This window comes from Winogradskyella sp. J14-2, from assembly GCF_001971725.1.
In the GTDB taxonomy this organism is placed as follows: Bacteria; Bacteroidota; Bacteroidia; order Flavobacteriales; family Flavobacteriaceae; genus Winogradskyella.
The window spans coordinates 2,812,435-2,826,069 of sequence record NZ_CP019388.1 but is presented as its reverse complement, the minus strand read 5'-3'; the positions used below and the strand labels follow the sequence as shown (position 1 = coordinate 2,826,069).

17 protein-coding genes and 1 tRNA gene are annotated in these 13,635 nt (G+C 33.6%); 8 read left to right on the top strand and 10 right to left on the bottom strand.

What is annotated here, in order from left to right; translation table 11 throughout:
- Positions 1-70: 70 nt before the first annotated feature.
- Positions 71-2,026: an endonuclease gene (locus BWZ20_RS12725; protein ID WP_076620476.1), complete on the bottom strand. Its 1,956-nt coding sequence runs from the start codon at positions 2,024-2,026 to the stop codon at positions 71-73.
- Positions 2,027-2,650: 624 nt separating this feature from the next.
- Between BWZ20_RS12725 and BWZ20_RS12720 the strand changes: the two genes are divergently transcribed.
- Positions 2,651-2,803, top strand: coding sequence for an SsrA-binding protein (locus BWZ20_RS12720; protein ID WP_076620474.1), 153 nt, complete (start codon positions 2,651-2,653; stop codon positions 2,801-2,803).
- A 77-nt stretch (positions 2,804-2,880) separates the two neighbouring features.
- On the opposite strand, the gene BWZ20_RS12715 is transcribed toward BWZ20_RS12720, so the two are convergent.
- Complete coding sequence (locus BWZ20_RS12715) at positions 2,881-3,747, bottom strand: anti-sigma factor (protein ID WP_076620472.1); 867 nt, start codon at positions 3,745-3,747, stop codon at positions 2,881-2,883.
- A gap of 156 nt (positions 3,748-3,903) precedes the next feature.
- Here BWZ20_RS12715 and BWZ20_RS12710 point away from each other — a divergent pair, with 156 nt between their 5' ends.
- A complete protein-coding gene (locus BWZ20_RS12710) occupies positions 3,904-4,356 on the top strand; it encodes a pyridoxamine 5'-phosphate oxidase family protein (RefSeq protein WP_076620470.1) in 453 nt (150 codons plus the stop codon).
- Positions 4,357-4,416: 60 nt separating this feature from the next.
- Here BWZ20_RS12710 and BWZ20_RS12705 read toward each other — a convergent pair.
- Positions 4,417-4,490 (bottom strand) — tRNA-Arg (locus BWZ20_RS12705).
- 84 nt (positions 4,491-4,574) lie between these two features.
- Between BWZ20_RS12705 and BWZ20_RS12700 the strand changes: the two genes are divergently transcribed.
- The 6 genes from BWZ20_RS12700 (at position 4,575) to BWZ20_RS12675 (ending at position 8,256) form a co-directional block, all read left to right on the top strand.
- On the top strand, positions 4,575-5,210 hold the full coding sequence (locus BWZ20_RS12700; RefSeq protein ID WP_076620468.1) for a Crp/Fnr family transcriptional regulator: 636 nt from the start codon (positions 4,575-4,577) through the stop codon (positions 5,208-5,210).
- 47 nt (positions 5,211-5,257) lie between these two features.
- Entirely contained in the window at positions 5,258-5,815 is a 558-nt protein-coding gene (locus BWZ20_RS12695; protein ID WP_076620466.1) for a YeeE/YedE family protein, read from the top strand.
- A gap of 1 nt (position 5,816) precedes the next feature.
- Entirely contained in the window at positions 5,817-6,233 is a 417-nt protein-coding gene (locus BWZ20_RS12690; RefSeq protein WP_076620464.1) for a DUF6691 family protein, read from the top strand.
- A 120-nt stretch (positions 6,234-6,353) separates the two neighbouring features.
- Positions 6,354-7,760 carry an MBL fold metallo-hydrolase gene (locus tag BWZ20_RS12685; RefSeq protein WP_076620463.1) on the top strand — a complete coding sequence of 469 codons (1,407 nt, stop codon included), beginning with the start codon at positions 6,354-6,356 and terminating at the stop codon, positions 7,758-7,760.
- Between the two features lie 12 nt (positions 7,761-7,772).
- Positions 7,773-7,976: a DUF2892 domain-containing protein gene (locus BWZ20_RS12680; protein WP_076620462.1), complete on the top strand. Its 204-nt coding sequence runs from the start codon at positions 7,773-7,775 to the stop codon at positions 7,974-7,976.
- 7 nt (positions 7,977-7,983) lie between these two features.
- Complete coding sequence (locus BWZ20_RS12675) at positions 7,984-8,256, top strand: heavy-metal-associated domain-containing protein (RefSeq protein WP_076620461.1); 273 nt, start codon at positions 7,984-7,986, stop codon at positions 8,254-8,256.
- A gap of 28 nt (positions 8,257-8,284) precedes the next feature.
- Here BWZ20_RS12675 and BWZ20_RS12670 read toward each other — a convergent pair whose 3' ends face one another.
- From BWZ20_RS12670 to BWZ20_RS12640, 7 genes are all read right to left on the bottom strand, one after another.
- Positions 8,285-8,557, bottom strand: coding sequence for an ATP-dependent Clp protease adaptor ClpS (locus BWZ20_RS12670; protein WP_076620460.1), 273 nt, complete (start codon positions 8,555-8,557; stop codon positions 8,285-8,287).
- A 106-nt stretch (positions 8,558-8,663) separates the two neighbouring features.
- Positions 8,664-9,500, bottom strand: a complete 837-nt coding sequence (gene prmA / locus BWZ20_RS12665; protein ID WP_076620459.1) for a 50S ribosomal protein L11 methyltransferase — start codon at positions 9,498-9,500, stop codon at positions 8,664-8,666.
- Positions 9,501-10,250, bottom strand: coding sequence for a triose-phosphate isomerase (gene tpiA, locus BWZ20_RS12660; RefSeq protein WP_076620458.1), 750 nt, complete (start codon positions 10,248-10,250; stop codon positions 9,501-9,503).
- Positions 10,251-10,338: 88 nt separating this feature from the next.
- A complete protein-coding gene (locus BWZ20_RS12655; protein ID WP_076620457.1) occupies positions 10,339-11,415 on the bottom strand; it encodes an ABC transporter permease in 1,077 nt (358 codons plus the stop codon).
- Between the two features lies 1 nt (position 11,416).
- Positions 11,417-12,511, bottom strand: a complete 1,095-nt coding sequence (locus BWZ20_RS12650) for a BT_3928 family protein (protein ID WP_076620456.1) — start codon at positions 12,509-12,511, stop codon at positions 11,417-11,419.
- Between the two features lie 65 nt (positions 12,512-12,576).
- Positions 12,577-12,930, bottom strand: coding sequence for a four helix bundle protein (locus BWZ20_RS12645; protein WP_232217111.1), 354 nt, complete (start codon positions 12,928-12,930; stop codon positions 12,577-12,579).
- 33 nt (positions 12,931-12,963) lie between these two features.
- Positions 12,964-13,506, bottom strand: coding sequence for a DUF1599 domain-containing protein (locus BWZ20_RS12640; protein WP_076620454.1), 543 nt, complete (start codon positions 13,504-13,506; stop codon positions 12,964-12,966).
- Positions 13,507-13,635 lie beyond the last annotated feature (129 nt).

Below are 13,635 nucleotides of genomic sequence, written 5' to 3'. Positions count from 1 at the left end.
TAATTTTTCTTATTTCAATCGAAAAATTCACTCGAACTGACGAATTTTATCAAAATGCCCCAAACTTTGTTTATTCAACAATAATTTTCTTTGTCATAGATCCTTTTTCAGTTTCAAGTTTTACCAAATACAAACCAGAAGCTAAATCTAAATCCAAGTAACCATCTATAGCACTATATTGTCTTAATCGTTTTCCTTCGACAGAATATACCTCAACATTTACTGCATTGGTTGTGTTTATGTACAATCTTCCAGATGTTGGGTTAGGATACAGCGAAACACCTTGTAATTCATTTTCATCTACACTGAGTTGCTGATCCCAAACATCTCCAACGTTATTGCCCCAAATATACTCCACCAAATCGGGTTGATCTATAAATGGATTTCTGTTAAACTGCCACGTGTACACCACGTTATTTCTATTCATTTCAAAATCGTCTGGCGGATCATTTCTGTGCCAATCTAATAGAGTTGCTAAATCACCTAATTGCCCTGTTGTTGTAGGAAATCCATTTACCACTTCAAGTCCATTATATCTAATTTCCATATACAATACACTTCGCGCCACATCACCTCTAAAACTGCCTAATGTTCCACTTGGACCAATATACTGTCCATAATGCTGATTTCCTCGAGAACTGTTTTCAGCAGCATCTGCTGCTCTCAGGGCATGGGCATCTGAGTTTCCGTGGCGAAGCGAGTCTGCTTCTGTTGTCCAAAATACATCAATACCATCGGCAACTTCGTCTTCTTCAATATCAAAAAAACCACCTCTAGAACGTGGAAATGTGTGCTCTCTGTTCCATTTACCTGAGTTACTACTTCCTGTTTGTAAATCTAGCTTTGCTCTACCTTCTTCTATGTAAAGCAACCAAACCTGATTGCTGTTTGCTGGATTTTGATCTGCTTCCATTAAAATATCGATGACATCAGCATAGGTTTGTGCCCTCACCACATTAGGATCTGCAATAATATCTTGTAATGCTTGTCTTAATGCCAAATCCGACAAACCATCTAAACTGTCATAGTACCCATCTGGCTGTGTACTCTGTACAATTCCAGTTGTTGGGTTTGTTGGTGTTCCCCATGCTGCAACTGTAAAATCGTTGTCCACAACCCTAACTTCTACAAAGTTATTGCCAGGAACAATTGGCTCTTCTAAATCCGTAAATTGAATTCGCATCACTTCATCACCTTCATCATCAGAGTCATCCGTTAATGTTATGGTTGTGGAAGTTGAATTGGTTCCACTTAAAATAGTAAGGTTGGTATTTCCGGTATAATCTGAAGTATTAAAACCAAAATTATTAAGGCTAATTGTAAAGTTCAAATCTGAAGTAACATTTACTTCAGCAGTAAAAGTAATATCAAAAGAAGCACCTTCATCATATTGTGTTTCTACAACAGAAATCTGAATAGGATTTATAGCTGTACCAGAACCATCATTTTCACGTCTTGGTGTTGGTGTTGCAGCAGAATAAGACTCTACTCCCATACCATCCACAAAGCGTTGAATAGATCTCTCTGTAGCATTAGTACCATTATCGTTATATTGAACAGTTTCTCCCAACAAACCCATTAGCACCGTATCGTCGGGATCGTTAGTTCCATAAACCATAGCGTCAATTAGATTTGCTTGAGTTGCGAGAGTACCTTCAGGAAAATCGTTTACTGAAGCCTGATAAATGCCAACAGCATCAGCTCCGTTCTGGATAACATTTTCTGATATTAACAACTGAGGAAAAGGATATACACCCTCGCTACCAATTACCAATAATCCATTATTATCAGTTTGATAACCGTTTAAATCAATTACCATATAACTAGAATCTGCACCACTTGAAGACCCATTGAAAAACACTAAAATGTAACCATCAGTGGAAAAATTTGGTGTCTGCGACTTTAACTCTACAAATTCTGCTGTATCTGTACTTGGCGAATCCGGATCTAACTCATTAATAACTAAAACCTGACTCCAAGAGATCTGACATATAAATATTACTGGAACTATTAAAAAACGTTTCATACTCTAATTTTTTCCAAAGATAAGCGTAAAAAAGACTATAGATGTTAATTAAAAATTATTTACAAAAACCAACTGAAGAATCCTATGATAATTATCAGTAATGAAGAACACTAAAAAGATGAAAACTTAAAAATTGAGCATTTTTAAGATGAAATGCCTCTACGATTTATAAAACTGACTAAAAAACCTTCTACAAACATATAATTTTGAAAGGTTAATTGCTATTTATTATTTCATTTAATAACTTATTTTAAGATAAGTCACATTTTTTAGTAATATATTTCATTTTTTTAGTTATAAATTTAAATGCAAATTCGTCGATTTTTATAAAAACGTTTGGAAGACTATTGTTTGTCGATATATATTGAAAACTCAATCAAGAATTTAAAACAAATAATTAACCTCTAAACCAAAAAAATTATGATGACTTTAGCAAAACTGATTATCGATATAATATTTTCGATATTCTAAACCCAACCAATCAATACATCATTGCATCAGCGATGGTGTTCTAAGACAACCAATCAAAAAACATGTAAAACTTAGTTCTAGAATAAGTTTTACTATTTTTATCACTCATTAAACATACAAAAGAGATAATCAAACTTTTGTTAATCAATAAAAATGAGGAGAAATATCTTTAAGGTAATTGCAAAAATCAACAAAGCGATACTTCCTAGTTACTCTAAGAAGCAATTAGACCTAAGTAAAGCGAGTAAATTTCAACTTGCTATTATAGGTTGGCGAGCATATGTTACCAAGAATGCTTTAGACTAAAAAAGACTGCCAATAGGCAGCCTTTTAAAAAACTCAATATAATCTATCGCTCTAGCGGTAAATTTTCCTTAATAACATTAATTTCTGGTTACTGAACCTATTGGCAAAGAACCTAAGTTAGCACCTAAGCTGTGCGTAGCAGGTGCAGTCTCATTACCTGCAGTACCAACTAATGGCTTTAAAACAAAAGGTGCTGGTGAGTCGTCTGGTACTGGTTCTACTGATATTACCACAGTACGCCCTCTAACATCTAGAGGAAATGTTTCACCTGTTGGTGCATTCTCAAAAAAGTCTTCTCCAGGTACTGGTGGTCCTCCTGCTGGCCCACTAAATGGTGCTGCATTGTCAGCAGAGTTAAATGCTGTGAAAACGCCTGTACTTAAAGGTCCAGAGTCTCCGACTACCCACCCTTCGTAAGCCCAACCAGCTGGTAATGTTGGCAATACAAAATTAGGAGTTGGCGGCATTCCTGGTGTACCAAACCAAACTCCATTTTCGTCATTACCGTTGTTCATTCCCATTTCATCTGTTGGAGTTCTTAAAAAGAATGCACCTGAAGCATTAGAAAAATCACCAACAATATCTGTATTAACTGTAGCTATAGTTCCATTAAAATCTCCAACCAGTATCTTTGTATCTGCTGGTGCAGGATCAGGATCTACAGCTGGCTCAATAGACAATACAAATGTTGTTGCATTATCTAATTGTTCAGTATTTACAGGAAATGTTTGTGGAAAAGTAACACTAGTAAAAGTACCTGTACTTACTGGTTGTCCGTTTACAATTATCCAACCTTCGTAAACATAATCACTTCCTAAAGCTTCTAATCCTTGTAAATTTAGAGTTAAATCTGATGTTGTAGACGTATTATTATCGTCATCACTACTACAGGACACTGCAAAAAAACTAAATGCCAGTAATCCTAAAAATGTTTTTTTAATCATCGCTTATTGTTTTTAAATATTACAAAGCAAAGCTAGAACTCATCTAAGACCTAAAATGTTAGGTAGCTAACAGTTATGATATTTTTCTTCATAAAGCTGACTAAAATCATTAAAAAGCAACAACTTAGTTAGTAACTTTAAACAAACGTTATAATTATGATTAAAAGTTTAGAACAAAAAAGGTGCTCTGATGTATTAAAGAATAATTACATAGGCTATTTGTCTTACATAAGTAATAATAGACCCTATACCGTACCTATTACATATTACTACAATGCTAATGAAAAATATATTATTTGCTACTCTAGCCATGGGCACAAAATTGAGTCAATGCGAAAACAGACATCAGTTTCTATGACTGTAGCAGACATTTTTAACAACAATAGTTGGCAATCTGTTATGGCTCATGGCCAATACGAAGAAATTGATGGTGGTACGGCCAAGCTATATTTACACGAGTTTTCTTTAGGTATTAAAAATCTTGTTTTAAAGAAAGAATACAAGGATTTAGATTATATAAGTCAGTTTTCGAGTAAAACCTACAATATGGAGATACCTATTGTATTTCTTATAAAAATTGGTGATATAACAGGTAAGGTAAAATCTTAACAATATGCACCCAACACAAAAAAAGCAAGCACTATAGGGCTTGCTTTCTATAAAAACTTGTGACCACGGCAGGATTCAAACCTGCAACCTTCTGAGCCGTAATCAGATGCGCTATTCAGTTGCGCCACGTGGCCTTATAAAGGGCTGCAAATATATAACTTTTATTAAAAAACAACCAAACTATTTATTTCAAAATTCAAATTGATTATTTTTGAGACATGATTTCAAAAGATATTTTAGAACCTTTTTCTTATTTGTTTGACCAGGAAATCCTCAATACTATATTAGAAGTAGCAACCATTAAAACCTACAAAAAAAATGATATTATCATTGATATTGGTGAGGACCTAAGACATATTCCACTTTTAATAAAAGGCAATATTAAAGTACTAAGAGAAGATACTGACGGAAGTGAATTATTACTTTATGTATTAGAATCTGGCGATACTTGCGCCATGTCCCTAACCTGTTGCATGGCTAAATCTGTTAGTAAAATAAGAGCTATTGCCGACGATGACACAACGGTAATTATGATACCATTAGAACAGATGAAAAGTTGGTTTGATACTAACAAAAGCTGGAGAAGCTTTATTCTGCAAAGCTACCAGATACGCTTTGATGAAATGTTAGAAACCATAGACACTCTTGCCTTTATGAAAATGGATGAGAGATTGTTTAAGTATCTTACAGACAAAGTAAAACTCTCTGCATCTACAGATTTAGAAATTACACACCAAGAAATTGCAGAAGATTTACACACCTCTAGAGTTGTAGTCTCAAGGTTATTAAAACAACTTGAAAAGCAAGAAAAAATTACACTCGGAAGAAATAAAATACATGTTGTAGACTTTTAGTATATTTAAAACAACACCTCTTAACATTCAAAAATTTTTTAAAATAAATGGAACTAATTAAAGACCCTTGGCCATGGTATATATCTGGTCCGTGTATTGCTGTTGTAATGTTTTTACTACTCTACTTCGGAAGAACCTTTGGCATGTCTTCTAATTTAAGAACTATGTGTGCTATTGGTGGCGCTGGTAAATATTCTGATTTTTTTAAGTTTGATTGGAAAAGCCAAAGATGGAATCTTATTGTGGTAATTGGAGCCATTATCGGTGGATGTATTGCCCATTTCGTCCTCTCTAACCCAACTAATATTAATTTAAGTGCAGAAACTATTTCAGATTTAAACCAGCTTGGCTTTAAAAATGCAGGAGAAAGTCTTTTACCGCCAGAATTATTTGCTTGGGATAATGTATTTACAATAAAAGGCATTACTATATTAGTTACAGGAGGATTTTTAGTTGGTTTCGGAACACGCTATGCTGGTGGCTGCACATCTGGGCATGCTATTACAGGCTTAAGCAGTCTACAGTTACCCTCTTTAATTGCTGTAATTGGTTTTTTTATTGGTGGCCTAATTATGATTCATTTAATCTTTCCAATACTATTTTAAGATGAAGAAGTTTTTAAAGTTTTTTCTAGTTGGCATATTCTTTGGCATAGTATTGGTAAAATCTGAAGCTGTGTCTTGGTACCGCATATTTGAGATGTTCAAATTTCAATCTTTTCATATGTATGGAATTATTAGTACCGCTGTAATTATGGGTATTTTTCTACTTCTAATAGCCAAACGAAGCCACCTTAAAACAACAAAGGGCACCTATTTACGAGTACCATTAAAAGATAAAGGATTTATTAGATATATTGCTGGAGGTAGTATTTTTGGACTTGGCTGGGCATTGTGTGGTGCCTGTCCAGGACCCATGTACATTTTAGTTGGCACAGGTGCTTTCTCAATACTCATTGTCATTGCCGCCGCTTTATTGGGCACCTTTGCATACGGTGTTTTAAAACGTAGGCTTCCTCACTAAGTTAAAACCTATGTAACAAATAGCACAAAATAGTTTTCTTTGCTTTTGTAATTTAGCGTAAATTTAAAAAAGAGCAATAACAAAGCTTAAGGTAGCCTTAATGCATACAATTTTAAAAATATGAAAATTGAACAACTATACACAGGATGTTTAGCTCAAGGGGCTTATTATATAGAATCTCAAGGTGAAGTAGCGATAATAGACCCTTTAAGAGAGACCCAACAATATATTGACAAAGCACATGCTAACAATGCCAAAATCAAGTATGTTTTAGAAACACATTTTCATGCCGATTTTGTTTCAGGACATGTTGATTTAGCTGAAAAAACTGGAGCCTCTATCGTCTTCGGTCCTGGTGCAGAAACAGAATACAACATTCACTCGGCAACCGATGGTGAGGAATTAAAACTCGGTGATATTACTATAAAAGTACTGCACACACCAGGTCATACCTTAGAATCTGTAACTTACTTACTAAAAGATGAAAACGGTAAGGATTACGCCATATTTTCAGGAGACACACTTTTTTTAGGTGATGTTGGCAGACCAGATTTGGCCATAAAATCAGATTTGACAGAACGTGATTTAGCTGGTATGTTATATGATTCATTAAGAGAAAAAATTATGCCTTTGGCTGATGATGTTATTGTGTACCCTGCACATGGTGCTGGTTCTGCTTGCGGTAAAAACTTAAGTAAAGAAACAGTTGGTGTTTTAGGTGAACAAAAGAAAACAAACTATGCTTTGCGTGCAGATATGACCAGAGAAGAGTTTATTGAAGAAGTGCTTGATGGTATTGCACCACCTCCACAATATTTTGCTAAGAATGCGATGATGAATAAAATGGGCTATGATGCTTTTGACGACATTCTTAACACCGGAAACAACCCCTTAACACCAGAAGAATTTGAAGCATTAGCAAATCATGAATCTGCATTGGTTTTAGATGTAAGAACACAATCAGATTATATTAAAGCTCACATACCTAACTCAATATTTATTGGATTAAACGGACAGTTTGCGCCTTGGGTTGGTGCTTTAATTACAGACATTAAACAGCCTATTTTACTAGTAGTCCCAGAAGGTAAGTCTGAAGAAGCTGTAACTAGATTATCTCGAGTTGGTTACGATAATACCTTAGGTTATCTTGAAGGTGGTATAGACGCATGGGAAGCCTCAGGAAAAGAAATCGATTCTTTAGAATCTATCTCTGCTGAAGAATTTGAAAAAAGAGCAAATACATCAGAATTAAATGTTTTAGATGTTCGTAAAGATGGTGAATATAAAAGCATGCATTTAGAAAATGCTCAGCATTTTGCACTAGATTATATCAACAATCAAATGGATCAAATAGATAAGGATAAAACCTATTATGTACATTGTGCTGGTGGTTATCGTTCTGTTATCGCAGCTTCCATACTAAAAGCAAGAGGTTACCATAATTTGGTAGACATTGCTGGCGGATTTGGTGCTATTAAGAAAACAAACCTACCTACTACCGATTTTGTTTGTCCATCAACACTTTAAAACTCTTTTATTATGAAAAAGAACATGGGAAGTTTAGACAAAGGCATTAGAATTATAATTGCTATTGCTATAGCCTTATTGTATTATTTCAATGTAATTGAAGGTACACTGGCTTATGTTTTAATGGTATTAGCTATCATTTTCTTACTCACAAGTTTTATTAGTTTCTGTCCGCTTTATTTTCCTTTTGGATGGAACACCTGTAAACGCAAATAATTACAAAATGAAGACTACAACAATACAAATACAAAATCTAAAATATGGTGGTTGTGCTAATACTATACTAACACAATTATCCAAACTCGATGACATATCTGATGTTTCAGTTAACAATGATACAGATGAAGTAAGCTTTAATCATAATAATGATGAAGCGTTTGAAGCTGCAAAAACAAAACTTTCAGATTTAGGATACCCAATGGTAGGTGAACAAAACTCTTTACCTAAAAAAGCAAAATCGTTTGTAAGTTGCGCTGTCGGAAGAATGACTAAATAAAAAATCCCTCGCTTGAGGGATTTCTTTTTTATACTATTTCCGCACTAAGACCAGCTTCTAACAGTTTAGAGCAACGCGGTTTTAAATCATCGTAAGAGCCTGTCTTTACAGTACACTTTCCTTTATAATGCACTATTATTGCACATTGCTCTGCTTGCTCTGGTACATGATCGCAGGCATAAATAAGTGTATCTATTACATGATCAAAGGTATTCACATCATCATTAAATAAAACAATCTCATTTTGTTTTAGCACTTCTTCTTCGAGGAGTAATTCTTCTGATAATTTTTCTTTCGTCATATAATTATATAATTGTATCTAATTTTTAAAAAGGTTTTTGAAAACACCCCTAAAGTCCCACTTCGACATGCTCAGTGCATCCCCTCAAGCGGACAATTTCTTGTTACTAATTTATGAATTTTAATGATACCCAATCACCTCTTTTTATTGTTTCTTTCAATTTTAACAGGTGCTTATTACATAAATCTTCAAGCTTCGGTATATCTTCTTCGTAAAAACCACTTAAATATAATTCACCATTACTGCTTAGGCATTTAATATACATAGGTATATCTGCTAATAGAATATTTCTATTAATATTTGCAATAATTGTATCGTATTGCTTTCCTTCTAACAGTTTTATATCACCTTCATAAACCGAAATATTTTTACAATCATTTCGTTCTACATTCTCTAAACTATTGAGATAACACCAATTATCTATATCTATAGCATCTAACTTTGTTGCTCCAACTTTCTCAGCTAAAATCGCTAATACACCAGTGCCACAACCCATATCTAAAACTGATTTATTTTCAAAATCGTTCTTTAAAATATGTTGAATCATCATATGTGTGGTTTCATGATGACCTGTACCAAAACTCATTTTTGGTTCAATAATAAGATCGTATTTAGTACTAGGTTTATCGTGAAATGGTGCACGCACAGTAACTAAATCATCGACGACTATAGGCTTAAAGTTCTTCTCCCACTCTGCATTCCAGTTGGTTTGCTCTATCTCATTAAACTCATAGGTAATCTCAAATTCTTCAGAGTTTAAAATTTGTATATCTTCTAGTATAAAAGCATTCCAATCGTCTTTTTGAATATACGCAGTAACACCTTCTGAGTGTTCTACAAAACTTTCGAAACCTGCATAGCCAAGCTCTGCAATTAAAATTTCTGTTGCTGGCTGAAGAGGTTCTACTTTAAATTCGTAGCCTATATATATAGTGTTGTTCATTTAAAACGCGTTCACTATAGCAAAAAAATCTTCTGCCTTTAAAGAGGCGCCTCCAATTAGTCCACCATCTACATCTGGCTTAGAGAAAATTTCCTTAGCATTGTTTGGCTTTACACTTCCACCATAAAGAATTGAAACTTCGTCTGCAACGTCGTTACCATATTTTTCAGCTAAAGTTTTTCTAATAAATGCATGCATATCTTGTGCTTGGTCTGGTGTAGCAGTTTCTCCTGTACCTATTGCCCAAACAGGCTCATAAGCTAAAACAATATGCTTGAAGGCATTTGCGTCTAAATGAAACAGTGCGTTTCTTATTTGGTTTTCTACAACAGTTTCCTCATTACCTGCTTTGCGGTCAGATAATTCTTCACCAAAACAAAAAATCACTCGCATATCATTAGCTAATGCTGCATCAACTTTTTTAGCTAGAGCTGCATCTGTTTCGTTAAAATAAGCTCTGCGCTCACTATGCCCGAGAATCACTGATTTAATACCAATACTTTTTAGCATACCTGCACTAATCTCACCTGTATATGCACCATTTTCTGCAAAGTGCATATTCTGGGCAATCACTTCTATATCATATTGTCTTGTTGCTTCAAAAGCATGCCATAAGTTGGTAAATGTTGGTGCAATCATTACCTCTACATCAGACGATTTTTCTTGTTTTTTTAACTCTGTAATTAAGGTTTTGGTTTGAATTAATCCGTTATTCATTTTCCAGTTACCGGCAACAATATGTTTTCTCATGATTTTATAAATTGATTTTACTTTAGTTTGAAGTATACAAAAATAAGCTTTTAAAGCACAATGCTAGTTGATAATAGTCAGTTAATTATCAAGATAGCTTAACGCGAGGATCTAACCATGCATAGACTAAATCTACAAGAATATTAATGGTTATAAAGACAATAGCAATAACCAAAACAGAACCCATTATTACTGGTAAATCTAGAGTGTTTAAAGCATTAACTATTTCTTTTCCAAGCCCATTCCATCCAAAAATATACTCAACAAAAACGGCACCAGCAAGCATCGATGCAAACCATCCTGAAATTGCCGTAACCACTGGATTTAATGCATTTTTAACAGCATGATTTTTTATCAATTTAAACTCGCTTAACCCTTTTGCTCTTGCGGTTCTTATGTAATCTTGACTCATTACGTCTAATAGCGAATTACGCATTAGCTGAATGACGACAGCTAAGGGACGAATACCTAAAACAATGGCAGGCAAAATTAGATTCTTCCATTTTATGGTCATTTTTTCACCAAAATCATCTAATTCATACAGGCTTCCTGTCATTTCTAGATTGGTGTATTTGTGCAACACAAAACCAAACAACCATGCAAAAAGAATAGCACTAAAAAAAGAAGGTACACTCATACCAAACGTGCTTAAAACTTGTATGGTTTTATCCACCCAAGTATCTCTATATAACGCTGAAATAATTCCGAAGATAATTCCAAGAATTATAGCAATAATAATTGCTGAAACTGCCAAAACAAAGGTGTTTGGAATAGTTTCACCAATAACATCTGTTACTTTTTTACCTTGTTTGGTGAAAGATTCTCTTAAGTAAGGTGTTTTTACAACCGTCGTAGTATTTCTGATTGTAAATAATTTTGCCGCATTATACTTATTAGTACTTAAATACGTGTAATCTTCTGAATTATTAGAGTGAAATGAAATTGGAGATAAGTCATTTAAATAATACAAAAACTGCGTTCCTAAAGACTTATCGAAACCATATTTCTTTTTTACTGCTTCTACTTGTTCGGCAGATTGATTTTGACCCAACATCATCTTTGCAGGATCACCAGGAAGAATTGTAAATAAAAAGAAAATAACTGTAACAACACCTAATAAGGTGATGAATGCATAGAACAGTTTATTTACAAAGTATCTTATCAAATTATAAATTTACATCTTCAATATCATTCCAATGTGCTTTATTAACAACCGTACCCCTTTCTAAAAGAACAACACCAGGATTCGCTCGCACTATGGTCTTTATCACTTTTTCATCACACAAGTAAAAATCAAAATTAAGGTCAAAATCTTGTTTCACCTTTTCTTTTTCATACGCACCAGAAGAGGTCAGACCTATCACTGTGTAGCCTTTTTTAGTAGCTCTATCTGTAAAGGCTTTTAATTTAGCTACTCCATCAGTTTCAGATGCAGCAATATTATACATTGCGATTACGACCAACTTATCCTTTTCCATGAAATAAGTTGTTAGGTCTTCATCTTCAGACTCAATAGAAAAATCCTGAATTGGTGGCACATAACCTTCATCAATCGTCTTAGTTTCAACACCTACATACTCACCATCAACTTCTGGATAACTTCCGTTAGTCACAAATTCCTGTTTCTCGCCATCGATATTAAACGTCCACGTGTATTCTAAAACTGGTTTTGCAGCATTTTCTGGAATTTCCATTTGCTCTGGTATATTTTTACCAATGGCGTAAGCTCTAAAGTCTATAGCTGGTAAATGCATTAATACATGGTAACCAAACCATAAAGACACAATAAAACTGAGTAAGGCTATAACAGTAGTTGGTAATTTAGTAAATAGCGGTTGTATATGCCTTAAACCTTTTACCAAAATCAATATCAACACTAATAAAATAACATCTTTAGTAAAGCTTTCCCATGGTGTTAATTTTAATGCATCGCCAAAACAACCACAGTCTTTAACTTTATCAAAATATGCTGAATAAAAGGTTAAAAATGTGAAGAAAACTATCATTGCCAACAAACTGTAAACTGTAAATTTTGGTTTGTAACCAATGAGTAAAAACACACCTAAAACAACTTCAAAGACTACCACAAAAACAGAAAGCAATAAGGCATATGGAATCATAAATTCCATATTTAGCACGTCTGCTCCAAAATACTCTTGCAGTTTATAAGAAAACCCTAATGGGTCGTTAAGCTTTATAAATCCTGAGATTATAAATAAAACTCCAACGAATATTCTGCTTATGTGTGTGATGTATTTCATAAATATTAAATTCCAAAAATCAAAAACTAAATTCCAAACAAATAATTAAAATTAAACTTTTTCTTTTATTTTAACTTATTAATAATAGCCGAGAGTATTTTTCTAATTTCATTAGCTTCGTTTCTTAAATTTTCAATCCTATCGTTTTCGCTTTCGTTATACTCTTTCAATAGTCTTAACCAATATTCACTCTCCTTAGCTTCTTTTCTTGCGATTCTTAATCTAAACTTTAAATCTTTATCACCGAGTTTTTCATTTCCTTCAATATAATTTGCTCCAACAGAACCAGAAGATTTTACCAATTGTTTACCATCTTCAATATTAGAAATTGTACTCTTTAAATCTCGAACCAAAAAACGACAATCTCTTGCAAAAACAAAAGTTCTCATTTCTAAATTATAAATCTTATCATTTCCCAAATCTTTTGGAATTTAGTTTTTGTAATTTGGAATTTATTCACCTTCACCAAGATGAATCATGGCGAAAACAGCATAATTTATCATATCTTGATAATTAGCATCTATACCTTCACTTACAATGGTTTTGCCTGCATTATCTTCAATCTGCTTTACGCGCAATAGCTTTTGTAATATTAAATCGGTCAACGAGCTTACACGCATATCTCTCCAAGCTTCACCATAGTCGTGATTTTTGTTCATCATTAATTCTTTGGTGAGTGCAATTTTTTCGTCATAGAGCTCCGTAGCTTCTTCCGTCTCCAGATCTGGTTGTTCTACGACACCTTTTTCTAACTGAATTAATGCCATAACACAGTAGTTTATAATACCTATAAACTCACTTACTTCTCCTTCATCCACCTTTCTAACATCATTTTCTTGTAAACTTCTAATACGTTGTGCTTTTATAAAAATCTGATCAGTAAGCGACGGTAATCTTAAAATCCTCCATGCACTTCCATAATCGCTCATTTTATTAACAAAAAGCGATCTGCACTTTTCTATAACAGCATCGTATTGTTTTGATGTATCTTGCATATAATTCCGTAAAAATTTCTGTAAATTTCGCTTATTTAGTTTAAAGTTCAAAGTTCTGTCTCCATTGATTTATTTCGGACTTAAAAGTTTATGAATATGTTAACTTTGGCTTTTTTAAAATGAAATTTT

Bases quoted from the DNA above. Each gene is read 5' to 3' on its own strand.
- BWZ20_RS12695 (WP_076620466.1), top strand. From the start codon at position 5,258: ATGGAACTAATTAAAGACCCTTGGCCATGGTATATATCTGGTCCGTGT.
- BWZ20_RS12640 (WP_076620454.1), bottom strand. From the start codon at position 13,506: ATGCAAGATACATCAAAACAATACGATGCTGTTATAGAAAAGTGCAGA.
- BWZ20_RS12675 (WP_076620461.1), top strand. From the start codon at position 7,984: ATGAAGACTACAACAATACAAATACAAAATCTAAAATATGGTGGTTGT.
- BWZ20_RS12690 (WP_076620464.1), top strand. From the start codon at position 5,817: ATGAAGAAGTTTTTAAAGTTTTTTCTAGTTGGCATATTCTTTGGCATA.
- BWZ20_RS12685 (WP_076620463.1), top strand. From the start codon at position 6,354: ATGAAAATTGAACAACTATACACAGGATGTTTAGCTCAAGGGGCTTAT.
- BWZ20_RS12680 (WP_076620462.1), top strand. From the start codon at position 7,773: ATGAAAAAGAACATGGGAAGTTTAGACAAAGGCATTAGAATTATAATT.
- BWZ20_RS12700 (WP_076620468.1), top strand. From the start codon at position 4,575: ATGATTTCAAAAGATATTTTAGAACCTTTTTCTTATTTGTTTGACCAG.
- BWZ20_RS12650 (WP_076620456.1), bottom strand. From the start codon at position 12,511: ATGAAATACATCACACACATAAGCAGAATATTCGTTGGAGTTTTATTT.
- BWZ20_RS12720 (WP_076620474.1), top strand. From the start codon at position 2,651: ATGAGGAGAAATATCTTTAAGGTAATTGCAAAAATCAACAAAGCGATA.
- prmA (WP_076620459.1), bottom strand. From the start codon at position 9,500: ATGAACAACACTATATATATAGGCTACGAATTTAAAGTAGAACCTCTT.
- BWZ20_RS12725 (WP_076620476.1), bottom strand. From the start codon at position 2,026: ATGAAACGTTTTTTAATAGTTCCAGTAATATTTATATGTCAGATCTCT.
- BWZ20_RS12670 (WP_076620460.1), bottom strand. From the start codon at position 8,557: ATGACGAAAGAAAAATTATCAGAAGAATTACTCCTCGAAGAAGAAGTG.
- BWZ20_RS12710 (WP_076620470.1), top strand. From the start codon at position 3,904: ATGATTAAAAGTTTAGAACAAAAAAGGTGCTCTGATGTATTAAAGAAT.
- BWZ20_RS12715 (WP_076620472.1), bottom strand. From the start codon at position 3,747: ATGATTAAAAAAACATTTTTAGGATTACTGGCATTTAGTTTTTTTGCA.
- tpiA (WP_076620458.1), bottom strand. From the start codon at position 10,250: ATGAGAAAACATATTGTTGCCGGTAACTGGAAAATGAATAACGGATTA.